Origin of the sequence: Micromonospora sp. BQ11 (genome assembly GCF_052068135.1) — a bacterium.
GTDB lineage: Bacteria > Actinomycetota > Actinomycetes > Mycobacteriales > Micromonosporaceae > Micromonospora.
On sequence record NZ_JBQHDB010000003.1, the window covers coordinates 85815 to 102854 of the forward strand.

14 protein-coding genes and 1 pseudogene are annotated in these 17040 nt (G+C 73.5%); 6 read left to right on the forward strand and 9 right to left on the reverse strand.

Going from position 1 to position 17040, the window contains the following annotated elements; translation table 11 throughout:
- Positions 1 to 19 precede the first annotated feature (19 nt).
- Complete coding sequence (locus tag ACTMSW_RS07590) at positions 20 to 850, reverse strand: SAM-dependent methyltransferase (RefSeq protein WP_441179781.1); 831 nt, start codon at positions 848 to 850, stop codon at positions 20 to 22.
- Positions 851 to 1053: 203 nt separating this feature from the next.
- Between ACTMSW_RS07590 and ACTMSW_RS07595 the strand changes: the two genes are divergently transcribed.
- The 4 genes from ACTMSW_RS07595 to ACTMSW_RS07610 all read left to right on the forward strand — a co-directional run bounded on the left by ACTMSW_RS07595 (position 1054) and on the right by ACTMSW_RS07610 (position 5783).
- Positions 1054 to 3051, forward strand: a complete 1998-nt coding sequence (locus tag ACTMSW_RS07595; protein WP_441179782.1) for a putative bifunctional diguanylate cyclase/phosphodiesterase — start codon at positions 1054 to 1056, stop codon at positions 3049 to 3051.
- Between the two features lie 14 nt (positions 3052 to 3065).
- Positions 3066 to 3764 (forward strand): VOC family protein, encoded by a 699-nt coding sequence (locus ACTMSW_RS07600; RefSeq protein ID WP_441179784.1) that lies wholly within the window; start codon positions 3066 to 3068, stop codon positions 3762 to 3764.
- Between the two features lie 154 nt (positions 3765 to 3918).
- Positions 3919 to 5529, forward strand: a complete 1611-nt coding sequence (locus ACTMSW_RS07605; RefSeq protein ID WP_441179785.1) for a hypothetical protein — start codon at positions 3919 to 3921, stop codon at positions 5527 to 5529.
- 131 nt (positions 5530 to 5660) lie between these two features.
- Positions 5661 to 5783 (forward strand): ribosomal protein bL36, encoded by a 123-nt coding sequence (locus ACTMSW_RS07610; protein ID WP_441179786.1) that lies wholly within the window; start codon positions 5661 to 5663, stop codon positions 5781 to 5783.
- Between the two features lie 87 nt (positions 5784 to 5870).
- Here the strand turns inward: ACTMSW_RS07610 and ACTMSW_RS07615 are convergent, their stop codons facing one another.
- Positions 5871 to 7271: a S8 family serine peptidase gene (locus ACTMSW_RS07615; protein ID WP_441179787.1), complete on the reverse strand. Its 1401-nt coding sequence runs from the start codon at positions 7269 to 7271 to the stop codon at positions 5871 to 5873.
- A gap of 233 nt (positions 7272 to 7504) precedes the next feature.
- On the opposite strand from ACTMSW_RS07615, the gene ACTMSW_RS07620 reads away from it, so the two are divergent.
- A complete protein-coding gene (locus ACTMSW_RS07620; protein WP_441179788.1) occupies positions 7505 to 9391 on the forward strand; it encodes an adenylyl cyclase in 1887 nt (628 codons plus the stop codon).
- 24 nt (positions 9392 to 9415) lie between these two features.
- Here ACTMSW_RS07620 and ACTMSW_RS07625 read toward each other — a convergent pair whose 3' ends face one another.
- The 7 genes from ACTMSW_RS07625 to ACTMSW_RS07655 all read right to left on the reverse strand — a co-directional run bounded on the left by ACTMSW_RS07625 (position 9416) and on the right by ACTMSW_RS07655 (position 15512).
- Positions 9416 to 10642, reverse strand: coding sequence for a sensor histidine kinase (locus ACTMSW_RS07625; protein ID WP_441179789.1), 1227 nt, complete (start codon positions 10640 to 10642; stop codon positions 9416 to 9418).
- A complete protein-coding gene (locus ACTMSW_RS07630) occupies positions 10639 to 11331 on the reverse strand; it encodes a response regulator transcription factor (protein WP_441179790.1) in 693 nt (230 codons plus the stop codon). Before ACTMSW_RS07630 ends, ACTMSW_RS07625 begins: the two co-directional genes overlap by 4 nt.
- Before the next feature lie 10 nt (positions 11332 to 11341).
- Positions 11342 to 12232: a S1C family serine protease gene (locus ACTMSW_RS07635; protein WP_441179791.1), complete on the reverse strand. Its 891-nt coding sequence runs from the start codon at positions 12230 to 12232 to the stop codon at positions 11342 to 11344.
- Positions 12233 to 12300: 68 nt separating this feature from the next.
- Complete coding sequence (locus tag ACTMSW_RS07640; RefSeq protein ID WP_441179792.1) at positions 12301 to 13260, reverse strand: VWA domain-containing protein; 960 nt, start codon at positions 13258 to 13260, stop codon at positions 12301 to 12303.
- Between the two features lie 40 nt (positions 13261 to 13300).
- Positions 13301 to 14278, reverse strand: a complete 978-nt coding sequence (locus tag ACTMSW_RS07645) for a DUF58 domain-containing protein (RefSeq protein WP_441179794.1) — start codon at positions 14276 to 14278, stop codon at positions 13301 to 13303.
- Positions 14275 to 15315 carry an AAA family ATPase gene (locus ACTMSW_RS07650; RefSeq protein WP_441180187.1) on the reverse strand — a complete coding sequence of 347 codons (1041 nt, stop codon included), beginning with the start codon at positions 15313 to 15315 and terminating at the stop codon, positions 14275 to 14277. The genes ACTMSW_RS07645 and ACTMSW_RS07650 overlap by 4 nt, the downstream gene beginning before the upstream one ends.
- A gap of 14 nt (positions 15316 to 15329) precedes the next feature.
- Positions 15330 to 15512, reverse strand: coding sequence for a hypothetical protein (locus tag ACTMSW_RS07655; protein WP_441179795.1), 183 nt, complete (start codon positions 15510 to 15512; stop codon positions 15330 to 15332).
- Between the two features lie 207 nt (positions 15513 to 15719).
- Between ACTMSW_RS07655 and ACTMSW_RS07660 the strand changes: the two are divergent.
- Positions 15720 to 16453 (forward strand): annotated as a pseudogene (locus tag ACTMSW_RS07660) (class I SAM-dependent methyltransferase); the annotation flags it as partial.
- Positions 16454 to 17040 lie beyond the last annotated feature (587 nt).

The window sequence follows — 17040 nt, forward strand, 5'->3', positions numbered from 1 at the left end:
GGTGCACGACCGCCGGGGGTCAGGGTTTGCGGGCGACCGCGCAGTGGATGCCCGCCTCGGCGGCGGTGGGCCGCGGCCCGCTCCCGTCGCCGGCCCGCCACTCGGTGACCGAGACGACGCCGGGGTCGAGGATCTCCAGCCCGTCGAAGAAGCGGACGAACTCGTCGCGGGTGCGGAACGCCATCACCCCGTGCGGGCCGAACGACTGGCTGCCCCGCGCCACGCGCGCCTGCTCCGGCGGGAAGTAGTCGGCCGTCACGTGGGACATGGTCAGGTAGCTGCCCGACGGCAGCGCGTCGACCAGGCGGCGGACCAGCCCGTACGGGTCCTCGTCGTCGCGGACGAAGTGCAGGACCGCCACCAGCATCAGGCCCACCGGCCGGCTCAGGTCCAGGGTGGTGAGGAGGTCGGGGTGGGACAGGATCTTCTCCGGCTCCCGCAGGTCGGCGTCGAGATAGGCGGTCACGCCTTCGCTCGCGCTGTTGAGCAGCGCCCGGGCGTGCGCCAGCACGATCGGGTCGTTGTCGACGTAGACCACGCGGGCCCGCGGGTCGATCGCCTGGGCCACCTCGTGGGTGTTGTCGGCGCTGGGGATGCCGGTGCCGATGTCCAGGAACTGGTCGATGCCCGCGTCCCGGACCAGATGGGACACGGCCCGCCTCAGGAAGCGGCGGTTCTCCATCGCGCCGAGGCGGACGCCGGGGAACGCCGCGGCGATCGCGTCACCGGACTCCCGGTCGACCTGGAAGTTGTCCTTGCCGCCGAGCCAGTAGTTGTACCGGCGGGCGGGATGGGCCACCGTCGTGTCGATCCGGTCGGCGCCGCCGGGCACCGTGCGTTCCACAGCCATCTCGAACCTCCGCGGGGGCGACGTCGGACCGACGGTCAGGCCACTGTAGTCAATCGCCGCCGCACGCGAGCAAGGGGCCCGGTCGTGCAGCGGCGGACGCCCACAGCGACCGCCGTGGTGGGTAGACTCCGCGTCGCGATCGGATGACCGTGCGCGGTGCCGTGACAGCACCCGCCGCCGACGAGGGATGGGGGTGGCCACGGGTGAGCACACTGCCGGCCGTCGCCGCCGACGTCACCTCCACCGCCCTGACCGTGCTGACCCCCGACGGTCGCTGCCTCTGGTCCAACGTGGCCATCCGCCGTCTCGGCGTACGGCCGGAGGAGCTGCCGTTGTCCCGGGCGGAACCCGACGGCCCGGCGGTCGACGTGCCCTGGCCGGTCACCGACGGCGACACCCGGTGGCTGCGGGTGCGCTGCCACGGCGTACGCCACGACGGGCAGCCGCTGCGCCTGTACGAGGTGCGCGACGTCAGCGTGGAACGGCGCGAGCGTGACTGGGGGCGCAACTACCGGTGGCGGCTGGCCCACATCGAGCAGCTGGCCAAGGTGGGCACCTGGGAGTGGGACGTGGCGACCGGCCACGTCATCTGGTCCGACGTGCTGTTGCAGATGTTCGGTTTCCCACCGGGCACCGCCCTGGACTACGCCTCCTACCGGGAACTCCTGCACCCCGACGACGTCGCCCTGATCGAGCGGACGCTGGAGACGGCACTGACCACCGGCGGACCGTTCTCCTACACCCACCGCATGTACCTCGCGGACCGGACCACGCTGCGCGTCTTCGAGTGCTACGGCGAGGTGTTCACCGATTCGTCCGGCGCACCCGTCCGGGTGCTGGGCACCGCGCACGACATCACCGAGATACAGCAGGTCCAGGACGAGCTGATCCGGCTGGCCGAACGCGACCCGCTGACCGACCTGCCGAACCGGCGTGCCCTCCTCGCGCACGTCGACGATCTCGTCGGCGCCGCCGGGGAGTCGCCGGGCGCGCTGCTGCTCATCGACATCGACAACTTCAAGGACATCAACGACGTCCACGGGCACGCGGTGGGCGACGACGTGCTGCGCGTCCTCGCGCGCCTGCTCGTCCGCCACCTGCCGACCGGCACCGTGCTGGGCCGGCTGGGCGGTGACGAGTTCGCGGTCGTCCTCCCCGGCACCCCGGCCGGTGACGCCCTGGCCGTCGCGGAGAGCCTGTGCGACGCCGCAGCCCGTACGCCGGTGCCGCTGGCCGGCGCGGGACTGCGGGTCACCCTGAGCATCGGCGCCGCACCGGTCGAGACGGGCGTCACCCGGGACGCGCTGCTCGCCCACGCCGACCTCGCCCTGTACGAGGCCAAGGACGCCGGCCGCAACCGGGCCCGGCTCTACCTGCCCGAGCAGTACCGGCACGTCGTGCAGCGGGTCAACGTGGTGACCCGGGTCCGCGACGCACTCGACCAGCACCGGATGCACCTCGACGCCCAGCCGATCGTCGACCTGACGACCGGCGCGGTGGTCAGCCATGAACTGCTCGTCCGGCTGCACGACGGCCGGCAGCCGCCGCTGGCCCCGGCCGACTTCCTGCCCACCGTGGAGCGGGACGACCTGATCGGCGACCTCGACCGGTGGGTGGTCGCCACCGCCACCTCGGCGCTGGCGGACCCGGCCGTCGCCGCCGCCGGTACGTGCTTCGACGTCAACATCTCCGCCCGGTCGATGGAGTCGCCCGGCTTCGGCGACTGGGTGGTGGGTGTGCTGCGCGCGGCCGGCGTCGAGCCGGGCCGGCTGGGGGTCGAGGTCACCGAGACGGCCGCCATCACCAACGTGGCGGCCGTCCGCAACCTGGCCGGCGCCCTGCGGGACGCCGGCTGCCGGCTGAGCCTGGACGACTTCGGGGCCGGGTTCGGCTCGTTCTCCTACCTCAAGCACCTGCCGTTCAGCACCGTCAAGATCGCCGGCGACTTCGTCCGGCAGGCCGACCGCGGCGGCGCCGACCCGGTGCTCATCGACGCGGTCGTCCGCGCCGCGCACGGTCTGGGCATGCGTACGGTCGCCGAGTCGGTCGAGCGGGCCGAGCTCGTGCCGGCGCTGCGGCGGCTGGGCGTCGACGCCGGCCAGGGCTTCCACCTGGGCCGCCCGGTCCCGCTGGAGGACCTGATCGGCAACCTGCGCGACCGGCGGCCCACCGCCGCCGTGCCCCGACCCCGTGACCCCTGACCCCTGGAGCTCTGGTGAACGCAGCACCCACCCCGGCCGTCGTCCCCTGCGGCATCGACCTCGTCACGCCCGACCCCGACACCGCCCGGGAGTTCTACGCCGACCTGTTCGGCTGGACGTACGACGCCGACGGGTCCACGGCCCTCGCCGACGGCGTCCCGGCGGCCGGTCTGCGCACCGGTACCGGTCCGGCGCGCTGGTGGACCCGGTTCACCACCGACGACGCACCGGCCGCGCGCGCGGCGGCCACCCGCGCCGGGGCGCGCGTCGAGGGCGACGAGGTGCACGACCCCCTCGGCGCCGCCCTGCGGCTCAGCGTCGGCGCGGCCGTCGTCCCACCGGGCCTCGGCCGACCCGCCTGGTACGAGTACATGACCTCCTCCCCCACCGAGGCCGACCGGTTCCTCGCCGACGCCCTCGCCCTGCACGCCACCGTGCCGCCCGGCGCGCCCGACGACTCGTACGCCCTGCTGGTCGCCGGTGGACGGCCGGTCGCCGGCCGGCTGGCGCTGCCCCCGCCGCTGGCCGGGGTGCTGCCCACCGGCTGGATGGTCTACGTCGCGGTGGCCGACCCGGACGAGGCGGCCGAGCGGGCCGGCAGTCGCGGTGGCCGGGTGGTGGTGCCGCCGAACGACGTGCTGACCGGGCGGGTGGCCGCGCTGGCCGACCCGGCCGGTGCGGTGTTCACCGTCATCCGACCGGCCGCGCGCTGACCGGCCCGCACCGGGATCCGGCGGGGACCGGTGCGGCACAGTCGGATTTCGGCCGGTCACCAAGACGACGATTCGTGTTTGATTCATCACCTTGAGTGCTCCGATGGGTGCCAGCCGGCCACCGAGGCCGGCTCGACACGAACGGAGCACCCGAGTGAGACGTGGACCCCTGGGCAGACTCGCGGCGGCGGCCGTGGCCGTCGCCTGCACCACCCTCGGCACGGTGGCGCTGACGGCCGTGCCGGCGGCGGCCAGCCCGATCCGGAACAACACCCCCTGGTCGGTGCTGCTGTGCAAGTTCAGCGACCGGGCCGCCGAACCGAGGCCGCCCTCGTTCTTCGCCAACTTCCTCACCCACGCCGGCGTCGGCACCGGCGGTGTCGCGGACTACCTCGCCGACCAGTCCGGCGGCCGGGTCTCCCTGGCGGGTTCGACCGTGCGGGGCTGGTACACGCTGCCGACCACGCTCGCCCAGAACCAGTCGGTGGACCGGTGGACCCGGATCCAGCGGTGCGTCGACACGGCGGCGGCCAACGGCTACATCGTGCCCGCCGGGCACCGGATCGCGGTCATGCTCAACGATTGGGTGGACTCGGGGGCGGCCGGTGGGCGGGTGCTGCTCGACCCCGGCGCCTGGAACGTCGGCTTCGCCGCGCACGAGATGCTGCACGGCTACAACCTCGGGCACTCGTTCTCCAACGACACCACCTACCAGAACGCCCCCTGGTCCCAGCCGGGCGAGTACGACGACCCGTGGGACGAGATGAGCGCGATGAACATCTACGCGTTCACCACCGCCAACTACGGCACCAGCGCGGTCGGGCTCAACGGCCAGCACCGGGACGAACTGGGCTGGCTGCCGAAGAACCGGATCTTCACGATGGCCGCCGACGGGGTCGGCTCGCGCAGCATCACGTTGGCGCCGCTGGAGGTGCCCTCGGCCGCCGGCCCGCAACTGGTCCGGATCCCCTTCGACCCGGCGGACCCCTTCCACTACTACACGGTGGAGTTCCGCCGGAAGACCGGGTGGAGCGCCGGGATTCCCGCCGACACCGTGCTGCTGCACGAGGTCCGCAACGGCACCCCGTACCTCCTGCGCACCGGCGCGGGTGGCGGCCCGGTGCAGTCGCTGAAGGCCAACGGGGTGCAGGTCGCGGTCAACTGGGTCTCCGGCAACGCCGCGTCGGTCAGCATCACCACCGACGTGGTCAACCGCTGCCTGCAGGGCTACGTGTGGCGGGAGGCGCGCCCCGGTGACCTGGTCTGCGTCACCGGCGCCACCCGCAGTCAGGTGTGGGCGGACAACGCCGCCGCGCCGAGCCGCTGGGTCAACGGCGCGTACGGCCCGCACACCTGCATCTCCGGCTACGTGTGGCGCGAGGCGTACGCGGGTGACGACGTCTGCGTGACCGGCGCCCAGCGCACCCAGGCCGCGGCCGACAACGCCGCCGCCGCGTCGCGTCGCAACCCCGCCCGGTTCGTGTTCGGCCCGAGCACCTGCGTCGGCGGGTACGTCTGGCGCGACGCCGACCAGTCCGACTACGTCTGCGTCACCGGAGCGACCCGGTCGCAGGTCCTCGCCGACAACGCCGCCGCCGCGAGCCGGTGGGTCAACGGCGCATACGGCCCGCACACCTGCGTCTCCGGCTACGTGTGGCGCGAGGCGTTCCTCGGTGACGACGTCTGTGTCACCGGTGCACAGCGCAGCCAGGCCGCGGCCGACAACGCCGCCGGACCGGGCCGGGTCCTGCGGCCGGGCGGCTGAACGGGCGGGACCTCGACGGTGTGACCGGGACACCGGCGGGTAGGCGTACGGGGATCGGACGCCGGCACCGACGGTCGGCTTCCGGTACGACGCGACCGCTGCCCGGATCACCGGAGATGGGACGGAAGGCGATGAAGGTCAGGAACTCCCTGCGGGGGCTGAAGAACAAGATGAACTCGATCGTGGTACGCCGTCGTGGGCGCACGTTCGTCATCAACAAGACCGACCGGCGCCAGAAGGCCCGTCAGGGCTGACAGCGGACGCACGGCACCCCTTCCGGCCCGTGGTGGAGCCGGAAGGGGTGCCGTGCGTCAGGCGTACGCCACAGGAGCCGGCGTGGGTCAGACGGCGCCGACGGTGGCGGCGGCGTCCACCAGGCCCGCGCCGCATCCGCCGGAGCAGGTGCCCGGGATGGGCCGGGCGTTGGCCTTGAGCGCGGACTCGACGCCCGACGGGGTCAGCGTCGGCCGCTTGCCGAGCATGAGCGCCGCGAGGCCGGCCACGTGCGGCGCCGACATGCTGGTGCCCATGTACGCCGTGTAGCTGGCGCTGCCCGGCGTGGTGGTGCCGGCGTTCATCGTGGACAGGACGCCGTTCTCCGGCGTGGTCTTCGTGCCGGGCGGGTCGGTCTCGCGACGCACCTCGCCGCCGGGGGCGGAGACGTCGACGGCGGTGCCGTAGTTGGAGTAGAAGGCGCGGTTGCCCTCCCGGTCGAGCGCCCCGACGGTGACGACGTTGGCGCAGCTGGCCGGGCTGAAGCCGCTGGCGTCGGCGTTGCTGTTGCCGGCCGAGACGACGACCGTCGCACCGTTGCGTACGGCGGAGGTGATGGCGCTCTGGTACGTGCGGCTGCACGCGCCGCTGCCGCCGAGGCTCATGTTGATGACCTTCGCCGGCGTCGGGTTGGCCGGGATGCCGCGGACCGAGCCGCCGGAGGCCCAGACAATGGCGTCGGCGATGTCCGAGGTGGAGCCGCCGCACTTGCCGAGCACGCGGACGTGCTGGAGGCGGGCGTTCGGGGCGACACCGGCCACACCGACGCCGTTGTTGCTCACCGCGGCGATCGTGCCGGCCACGTGGGTGCCGTGCCAGCTGGAGTTCTTGGCCTTCGAGCCGATGCCGCACTCGCCGTCGGTGGTGTTCCAGTCGCCCTCGTCCTGCGGGTTGGCGTCCCGGCCGTTGCCGTCGCGGGAGTTGGTCGAGGTGCTGATGAAGTCGTACCCGGCCACGGTGTTGGCGTCCAGGTCGGGGTGGGCGGTGCGGCCGGTGTCGAGAACCGCGACGACCACGCCGGTGCCGGTGGCCGTGTCCCAGGCCGTCGGGGCGTTGATGCCGCCCGTGGCCTCGAAGTAGTGCCACTGCTGGGGGTAGCTCGGGTCGTTCGGGGTGGACAGCGCGTACATGGGGGTGTCCGGCTCGGCGTACTCGACGTCGCCGCGCGCGGTGAGCGCCCGGAGCAGGCCCGTGGTGCGGCCGCTGGCCTTGACCACGTGCGCCCCGGTCGCCAGGGAGCGGACCTCGGTCAGGCTGATCCCGAACCGTCCGCCGAGCTGGCGGAGGGCGGCACCGCGGTCGGCGCCGGCCCGGAACTTCACGATGTACTCGCCGGTGGTGGTGTCGGCGGACGGTGCCGCCTCCGACGGCACCGGGGCCGCCGACGCCGGTGCGGTCAGCGCGGTTGTCGCCGCGAGGGCCGCTGCGGCCGCCCCCGCCACGGCGAGGACAGAACGCGGTCGTGTCACGTTTCCTCCCAACAGTGTCCGCCCTGGTGAGCGGCATGTCCGGGACGTTAATTGTTAAATGGCAATTATTCAATGGCCTGTGTGGTCGGTCGATCCGGGCGCCCCGACCTGGCGCGGGACCGCCGGACGGGGTAGAAACATCCCATCCACCTTCGTCCCCGTCCCCGACGACGGCCGACTCGTCGAGAGAGCGCTCTCTGGGTCGACCGCCCAGCGGAAAGGACCCACCGCCCATGACGACCGACCCCTCCCGGCATCCCGGGCCCACCCGACGACGCGTGGCCCGCGCGCTCGTGCTCGGCCTGGTGCTCGCCGCCACCATCCCGACCGTCGGTGGGGCGGCGAGCGCGTACCCGCGTCCCGGCGCGCCGACCGATCTCGGGCCGCACGTCACCGTCTTCGACCCGAGCATGCCGATCGACCAGATCCAGGCCACCCTCGATGCCACCCACGCCCGGCAGGTCGACAACGAGATGGGCACCGAGCGGTACGCGTACCTGTTCAAGCCCGGCACGTACGGCACCCCCGAGCAGCCGCTCCAGATCAAGGTCGGCTACTACACCGAGGTCTCCGGCCTCGGCGCCTCCCCCACCGACGTGGTCATCAACGGCAAGGTCGAGGTCTACAACCGCTGCCTGGCCGACGGCGGCACCGGCAACTGCATCGCCCTGGTCAACTTCTGGCGGACGCTGTCGAACCTCTCGATCAACGTCAACGCCGCCGGCCAGGACGGCTGCCGGTCCTCGGCCAACTTCTGGGCCGTCTCCCAGGCCGTGTCGGTACGCCGGGTGGCCGTCAGCGGCGGCACGTTCTCCCTCATGGACTACTGCACCGCCGGCCCGCACTACGCCAGCGGCGGCTTCATCGCCGACTCCGCACTGCCCTCGGTGGTCAACGGGTCGCAGCAGCAGTGGCTGACCCGCAACAGCGAGGTCGCCGGCTGGTCCAACGGCGTGTGGAACCAGGTCTTCTCCGGCGTGGTCGGCGCCCCGGACGACGCCACCTTCCCCGACCCGCCGTACACGACGCTCGCCACCACCCCGCTGAGCCGGGAGAAGCCGTACCTGTTCGTCGACCCCCGCGGTCGGTACGCCGTCCGGGTCCCCGCCGCCGCGCGGGACACCCGCGGCACCAGCTGGGCCGGTGGCTCCGCGCCGGGACGCACCATCCCGCTGTCGGACTTCCACGTCGCACGCCCGTCCGACTCGGTGAAGACGATCAACCGGGAGTTGGCCCGCGGCAAGCACCTCCTGCTCACCCCCGGTGTCTACGACGTCGACCGGAACATCCACGTGCGGCGACCGGACACGGTGGTCCTCGGCCTCGGACACGCCACGCTGACCGCCGTCGACGGGGCGATCCCGCTGGACGTCGCCGGGGTCCCCGGCGTGGTCGTCGCCGGTGTCACGATCGACGCCGGCACCACCGAGTCGCCGGTGCTGCTGCGGGTGGGCCGCGAGCACGGCCGCAACGCCAGCACCCCGGCCAACCCCCTCACGCTGTCCGACGTGTACTTCCGGGTCGGCGGTCCGCACGTCGGCCGGGTCGACACCGCGCTGCAGATCAACGCCGACCACGTGCTGATCGACCACACCTGGGTGTGGCGCGGCGACCACGGTGTCGAGGGCTTCACCGAGGGCGTCAACGGTGACACCGACCGCTGGCGGACCAACACCGGGCGGTACGGCGCGGTGATCAACGGCGACGACGTCACCGCCACCGGGCTGTTCGTCGAGCACTTCCAGCGCCACAACACCGTCTGGAACGGCGAACGGGGCACCACCGTGCTCTACCAGAACGAACTGCCGTACGACCCGCCGACGCAGGCGGACTGGATGAACGGCGACGTCGAGGGTTGGGCCGGCTACAAGGTCGGCGACCACGTACGGACCCACACCCTGCACGGCGGCGGGGTCTACGTGTTCAACCAGAACAATCCGTCGATCCACACCGAGAACGGCTTCGAGGTCCCGGAGACGCCCGGCGTGCGGCTGCGGCACATCATGACCGTCAACCTCAGTGCGGGCACCATCGACCACGTCGTCAACGGTGTGGGCGGGCCCGCCGACACGACCCGCGTGGGCGCACCCGTGTACGTGACGGAGTACCCGGCGCCGTAGGTGAACGGGGTCGGCGGGCCGTGGTCACGGCCCGCCGACCCCGCCCTGGAGGGGTGACGTCGTGGGCGGCGGTGCGTCGTCGGCCCGGTCGGTGGCCGGCAGCCACAGGACGAACGTGCTGCCGGCGTCGAGGGCGGAGAACACCGCCGGCTGCCCGCCGTGGGACTCGACGATCTGCCGGACGATGGCCAGACCCAGGCCGGTGCGCCGGTCGCCGGAGGGACCCCGGCCGGTCTCACCGCGCCAGAAGCGGTCGAACACCCGGCTCTGGTCGGCCTCGGCGATGCCCGGCCCCTCGTCGGCGACGGCCAGCCACAGCCAGCCGCCGACCCGGCCGGTGCCGACGGTGATCGCGGCGCCGGGCGGAGACAGCCGTACCGCGTTGGACAGCAGGTTGCCGGCCGCCCGGCGCAACGCCTCCGGGTCGCCGATGCACACCAGGTCGCGGCCAAGGGCGTACCGCAGGCGCAGCCCGCGCCCGGCGGCGAGCGGCACGACGTCCTCCCCGGCCTCGCGCGCCACCGCGCTGAGGTCGACGTCGGTGTCGGTGAGGGTGTCGGTGTCCCGGCGGGCGGTGGCCAGCAGGTCCTCGACGAGCCGGGACATCCGGGTGGTGGCCCGGTCCACCGAGGCCACCGCCGCCCGACGCTCGTCCTCGGACGCCTCGGGCGAGGTGAGCGAGGCGTCCACGTGCGCGCGGATGATGGCCAGCGGGCTGCGCAGCTCGTGCGAGGCGTCGTCGATGAGCTGGCGTTGCGAGCGGAAGGCGTGGTCGAGGCGGTCGAGCATGGAGTCGATGGTGTCGGCGAGGTCGCGCAGCTCGTCGCGGGGGCCGGTGAGCCGGATACGCCGGGACAGGTCGGTGGCCTGGATCTCCCGAGTGGTGCGGGCGATCGCGCCGACCGGGCGCAGGGCCCGGCCGGAGAGGACCCAGCCGATGCCGAGGCTCGCCACGAACAGGCCGCCCAGGGCGATCAGCGAGTAGTCCCGCAACGTGTGCATCAGCCGCAGGTTGACCTCGTCCTCGATCTGCTGCACCTCGGCGACCTCGATGGTGGTGCCGGTGGGTACGGTGCGCCCGTCGCTCTTGAGCTTCACCAGTTGCGCCTCGTAGCGCTTGGTCAGCGGTTTCGGGTCGACCGTGCGGTCCACCGCCACGTACGCGACGCCCAGACCCGCCCCGGCGAGGGCGAACAGCAGCGTCGAGTAGAGCACCGTGAGCCGGAACCGGATCGACCGGAAGATCTTCACGCCGCCTCCCGCAGCCGGTAGCCCCGCCCGACCACCGTCTCGATGGGCGGGTCGCCGTCGGCGTCGGCGAGCTTGCGGCGCAGCGTGCCGACGGTGACCCGGACCGTCTCGGTGAACGGGTCGGCGTTGGCGTCCCAGACGTGTTCCAGCAGTTCCTCCGCCGGCACCACCAGACCGGGGCGGGTCATCAGGTACTCCAGCACCCCGAACTCCTTGCGCGTCAGGCGCAGCGTGCGCCCCGCACGCCGGGCCTCGTGCCGGGCGGCGTCCAGCCTCAGGTCACCCACGGTGAGCACCGCGCCCGTGCCGGCGGTGTCCCGCCGCAGCAGCGCCCGCACCCGGGCCAGCAGCTCCGCCAGCGCGAACGGCTTCACCAGGTAGTCGTCCGCGCCCTCGTCGAGTCCGCGCACCCGGTCGTCGAGGCCACCGCGGGCGGTGAGCATGAGCACCCGCAGGTCCCGCCCACCGGCCACCTCGACCTCACCGCGCCGGATCCTCCCGCACACCGTGAAGCCGTCGGTGTCCGGCAGGTTCACGTCGAGCAGCATCAGGTCGTACGGGTCCACGAGCAGCCGGTCGTACGCCTGCGCGGCGTCGGCCGCGACGTCGACCGCGTACCCGGCCCGGGTCAGGCCGACGCGCAGGGCGCCGGCCAGGTCCTCCTCGTCCTCCACCACGAGCAGCCGCATGAGCTGAAACCTATCCCCTGCCGATGAGGCCGGTCGCCACCCGCGCGGCCCGCTCGATGGGGATGGCGAAGCCGATGCCGATGTTGCCGCCGCCCTCCAGGGTGGCGATGGCGGTGTTCACCCCGACCACCTCGCCCCGGGCGTTGACCAGCGGGCCGCCGGAGTTGCCCGGATTGATCGACGCGTCGGTCTGCACGGCGGACTGGCGGGCGCCGCCGCCGAGGCGTACCGGCCGGTCCAGTGCACTGACGATCCCGGCGGTGACGGTCCCGGACAGCCCCAGCGGGGAGCCGACGGCGAGCACCGGCTCGCCCACCCGGGTCTGTCCGCTCGGTGCCAGCGGCAGTGCGGGCAGCCCGCTTCCGGCGTCCACCCGGAGCACGGCGATGTCGCTGCCCGGGTCCCGGCCCACGAGGCGGGCGGTCAGCCGGCGGCCGTCCTGGCCGACCACGGTGACGGTTCCGCCGCCGGCCACCACGTGGTCGTTGGTGACGACGTGACCACGGTCGTCCAGGACGAAGCCGGATCCGGACGAGCCGCCGCGCCCTCCGCGTACCTGCACGGACACCACCCCCGGCAGCGCCCGCGCCGCCGCGGTCACCAGGTCCGACGGAACCGGCGCGGCGCCACCGGACGGCGGCGGGGACGCCGCGGCGGCGGGTGCCGGGGCGTCGGGGGCGTCCGGCGCGGCGAACCAGCCGGCGGTGCCGCCGGCTCCCGCCGACACCGCGACCAGGGCCAGACCGGCCAGCAGGAGACGCGGCCACCGCCGGTCCGCCGCGCCGGTCGCCGGTCCGGCCTCCTCCGGAGGTACGCGGACGGCGGTGCCGCCGTCGGCCAGGTCGGGTGAGGTGAACCACGGGCCGCGCGGTTCCCCGAGGCCGGATGGTGAGGTCGTCATGGTGCCCTCCTCGTCGGACGGTGGTCGGGGGGAGCCGGTCGGGGTGGGGACGGGAGCGTCGATGCCGGTCACGGCAGGCGGGAGAACCAGAGCATCGACGTCGCGGCGGCCAGCAGCGCCAGCACCAGGCCGATGCCGATGAACCGGGCCGACACGTCCTGCCGCTCGATCTCGTAGCCGACCGAGGAGCCGATGTCGGCGTACACCGCGCGCAGTTCGTCGCCGGTGCCCGCCTCGTGGTAGCCGCCGCCGGTGGAGGCGGCGACCGCGCGCAGCGTCTCGCCGTCGACCGGGACGGCCTGGCCGCCCCCGCCGGAGCCGATCCGCCCGTCCGGGGTGCCGATCGAGATGGTGTCGACCGGTACGCCCTGGGCGACGGCGTCGGCGGCGGCCTCCGCCGGGTCGCGACCGGCGGTGTTGGCGCCGTCGGAGAGCAGCACCACCCGGGCCGGCGGCGGCTCCTCGGCCGCCTGGTCGTCGAGGGTGCGGATTGATTCCAGGGAGGTGTCGATCGCCTCGCCGATGGCCGTACCCTGCACCCCGGCGGCGCCCTCGGCGAGACGGTCGATGCCGTCGGCGAGGGCCTCCCGGTCGGTGCCCGGCGTGACGACCACCGACGTGCTGCCCGCGAACGCGACCAGCCCGACGTTGAACTCCTCCGGCAGGCCGTCGACGAACTCCCGGGCGGCGTCCTTGGCCGCCGTGAGCCGGTCCGGCGTGACGTCGGTGGCGAGCATCGACCGGGAGACGTCGACCGCGACGATGACGGTGGCCCGCTCGCGTGGCACCCGTACGTCGTCGACCGGGCGGGCGAACCCGACGACCAGCAGCGCCAGCATCGCCAGGAACAGGCCCGCCGGCACGTGCCGCCGCCAGGCGGGTCGGTGCGGCGCGACCCGGTCGAGCAGGTTCAGGTTGGTGAAGCGGACGGCGTAGCGACTGCGCCGCCGCTGGGCCAGCAGGTAGCCGACGACCAGCGCCGCCACCCCGACCAGCAGCCAGAGCCGTTCCGGAGAGCCCCAGCTCACGTCGGCACCTCCCGGGTGGGGACCGGTGCGGGTCGATCGGTCACGTGGCACCTCCGGGGCGGACGACGCCGGCGAGCCGGCGCTGGGCGAAGACGTGTCGGACGATGTCGGCGATCCAGTCGCGGTCGGTGGACAGCGACAGGTGCGCGGCGCCGCTGCGCCGGATCCCCCGCGCCACCGCCAGGCGCTGCGCGGTGGCGGCCGCCGCGTACCGCTCGCGCAGCCGGCGGCTGCCGGTCGACACCTCGCGCCGCCGCCCGCTCTCCGGATCGACCAGCGTGATCAGGCCGACGTCGGGCAGCTCCCGCTCACGCGGGTCGGACACCTCCACGGCGAGCACCTGGTGCCGCGCCGCCAGCCGACGCAGCGGCTGCTCCCAGGCCGGCGGCGGGCCGACCGGGCCGGACACGCCGTCGTCGGGAAGCCCGTCGAGGAAGTCGGACACCACCACGACCAGGCCGCGCCGCCCGGCGGACCGGTGCAGCCCGACGAGGCCGTCGGCGAGGGACACCGGCGCCGTCGCCGGCAGGCCGCGCGGCACGTCCAGCACCGTCCGCAGCAGCCCCAGCAGGGGCGTACGCCCGGTGCGCGCCGGGAACCGGCGGACCCCCTCGTTGGTGAGCAGGTGCGCGCCGAGGCGGTTGCCGAGGCCCGCGGTGAGGAACCCGACGGCGGCGACCGCCCCCACCGCCAGCTCCCGCTTCTCCAGCTCGGCGGTGCCGAAATCCATGCTGGGCGTGGCGTCGACGAGCGTCCAGGTGGTCAACTCCCGGTCGGCGTCCACCGTCCGTACGTGCGGCACCGTCGTACGGGCGGTCACCGACCAGTCCATCCGGCGTACCTCGTCCTCTCCCGGCCGGTACTCGCGGCTGCCCGCGGGTTCGCTGCCCGGAGCCGGCAGCAGGCCGAGGTACCGGCCGTGCAGTAGTCCGTCGAGGCGGCGGGTGACGGTCAGCTCCAGCCGGCGCAGTCGCCGTTGCCGGGCCAGGTCCCCGACGGTGGCCGGGTGCCCGTTCACGCGGCTGCCCCCAGACCGGGCCCCTGCTCGTGCTGGGACGGAGCGATCTGCGGCAGCGGAACCGCGTCGACCAGCCGGCGCACCAGCGTCGTCACGTCGACGCCGTCGGCGACCGCGTCGAAGGAGAGCACCAACCGGTGGGTCAGCACGTCCGGCGCGACCTCCCGAACGTCCGCCGGGAGCACGTAGTCACGCCCGCGCAGCAGGGCGAGCGCCCGCGCGGCGGCCACCAGCCCGAGCGTGGCCCGGGGACTGGCCCCGTACGCGAGCTGCCCGGCCACGTCCGGCAGCCCGAACCGGGCCGGGTCACGGGTGGCCAGCACCAGCCGGACGACGTACTCGGCCAGAGCGTGGTGCACGAACACCTGCCGGGTCAGCGCCTGGAGGGCCACCAGCCGCTCCGGGTCGAGAACCGGACGCGCGGCGGGCCGATCCGCGCCCATCCGGTAGAGGATGCCCAGCTCCTCGTCCTCGGTCGGGTAGTCGACCACCACCTTCATCAGGAACCGGTCCCGCTGGGCCTCCGGCAGCTGGTAGACGCCCTCGGACTCGATCGGGTTCTGGGTGGCCAGCACCAGGAACGGCGTCGGCACCGGGTGGGTGCGCCCGCCGATCGACACGTGCCCCTCGGCCATCACCTCCAGCAGCGCCGACTGCACCTTCGCCGGCGCCCGGTTGATCTCGTCGGCGAGGACGAGGTTGGCCATCACCGGGCCCAGCTCGATGTCGAAGCTCTCCCGGGAGGACCGGTAGATCCGGGTCCCCAGGATGTCCGACGGCACCAGGTCCGGGGTGAACTGGATCCGGGCGAAGCTGCCGCCGACCGCCGTGGCCAAAGTCTCCGCCGCGAGGGTCTTCGCCACTCCCGGCACACCCTCCAGGAGGCAGTGCCCGCGTGCCAGCAGCGCGGTGAGCAGACGCTCCACCAAGCGGTCCTGGCCGACGATGACCCGCTTCACCTCGAAGAGGGTCTTCTCCAGCAACCGGGCGGCGTCGGCCTGCCCGAGGTCGGCGGTCACCTCCGTCCCGTTGACCAGGACGGGGGCGGCTGTCACAGCGCCTCCCCCGTCGCGGCCCGGTCCGCCTTGTCGGGGCAGTCGGCCGGCACGTCCCGCTCGGTGACGATCTGCACGACCGGCTCGGGCTCGCTGTGCGCGTACGCCGCGCCGCCGACGGCGGTTGCCGTCGTGGCGGCGGCGGCCAGGGTGATCACGACCCTGATGCTCTTCCGCACGGGTGTCTCCTCACTCCGGTTCGGGTTCGACGCGGGCGCCCGCCGCACGGGGATGACAACGGGCGCCCGCTGACACCGATTGGGCCACAGCGGACCGAAAGCCGACCGAAGGCGATCAGAGGCCGGCGCTCGGGCTGGATCCACGGGTGGTCGACGTGGTGAGGTGGTGCGAGGGTCCCTCAGAGAGGCGGCGGCATGTCCAGCGGGCAGTTGTACGACACCATCGGTGCCACGTACACCGTGACGCGGCGCACCGAGCCGCGCATCGCCGCACAGGTCTGGGCCGCGCTCGGCGATGCGCGGACGGTGGTGAACGTCGGGCCGGCACCGGCTCCTACGAGCCCGCCGACCGTGCCGTCACCGCGGTGGAACCGTCGGCGCTCATGCGTACGCAGCGCCCGGCGGGCGCCGCGCCGTGCGTGGCCGCCGCCGCGCAGAGCCTCCCGTTCGCGGACCGGTCCTTCGACGCGGCGATGGCCTTCGCCACCGTCCATCACTGGCCGGACCCGATCGCGGGCCTGCACGAGATGCGGCGCGTCGCGCGCCGCGTGGTGGTGTTCACGCACGACACCGGTGACGCCGCCTGGCTCCGTCGGTTCTGGCTGACCCGGGACTACCTTCCCGAGGCCGCGGGCCTCGTGGTCGGTCGTCCTTCGCTGACCGAGCTGGCCGGCGCGATCGACGCCCGTGTGGAGCCGGTACCCATCCCGTGGGACTGCGTCGACGGCTTCTTCGAGGCCTACTGGCGCCGGCCCGAGGCGTACCTGGACGAGAGGGTCCGGCGCGGGGTGTCGGTCTGGACCAGGGTCGGGCCGGAGGCCGAACAGCGGGCGGTGCGCAGCCTGCGTGCCGATCTCGCCTCGGGCCGGTGGGCGGAACGCAACCGCGGCCTGCTCGATCTCGACGCGGCGGAGCTGGGCCTCCGTCTGCTAATCGCCTGAACTCCACAGGTTCAGGGTTCGAGTCCCTGGCGGCCCACCGATGTGGCAGAACCCGAACCGTACGGTCTGCCCTTTATGGCGGGGGATGGCGCGGTGGTCGTCACCCCTTCCGTGAACCCCATCGTCGGGTTGCGGACTGGAGCGACGAGTGTCCTTCCACGTGGTGGCAACGTCTCCGATCAGTGTCTCGACCAGCGGCTTCATCGCCTTGAGGCTGCCGTCGCGAATGATCTCGCCGCTCCGTCCTAGCTGACAAGGTGGGTGACCGGGCCACCTCCGCCCTCGGAGGGTCGGCCCGCTCCGGCCACCCGGCTGGATGTTGCTTACAGCGGCAGGACGGCAACCTCGACGGTGAACGGCGCTGCCAGCAAGTCCGGCTGGATGTCGTTGGGCATTCACGCCCTCGCGCCAGGTACGGGTCGGGTGAACTGACCTTCCTGGGGAGCGGCTGCGCCATTGGCCGACCTCGTGAAGGTCGTGCGCGTTCAATCCCGCGTCCAGCGCGAGGGCACGCTCACGGCAGGTTCTGGCCGCGCCCGCCGCGAATAGGTTCTGGCACCAACCAGTTTTTTGTGCAAACCTATCTG

What these genes read in the sequence shown, in the direction of transcription:
- ACTMSW_RS07610 (WP_441179786.1), top strand. Translation starts at nt 5,661, where the DNA reads ATGAAGGTCAGGAACTCCCTGCGGGGGCTGAAGAACAAGATGAACTCG.
- ACTMSW_RS07635 (WP_441179791.1), bottom strand. Translation starts at nt 12,232, where the DNA reads ATGACGACCTCACCATCCGGCCTCGGGGAACCGCGCGGCCCGTGGTTC.
- ACTMSW_RS07630 (WP_441179790.1), bottom strand. Translation starts at nt 11,331, where the DNA reads ATGCGGCTGCTCGTGGTGGAGGACGAGGAGGACCTGGCCGGCGCCCTG.
- ACTMSW_RS07620 (WP_441179788.1), top strand. Translation starts at nt 7,505, where the DNA reads ATGACGACCGACCCCTCCCGGCATCCCGGGCCCACCCGACGACGCGTG.
- ACTMSW_RS07590 (WP_441179781.1), bottom strand. Translation starts at nt 850, where the DNA reads ATGGCTGTGGAACGCACGGTGCCCGGCGGCGCCGACCGGATCGACACG.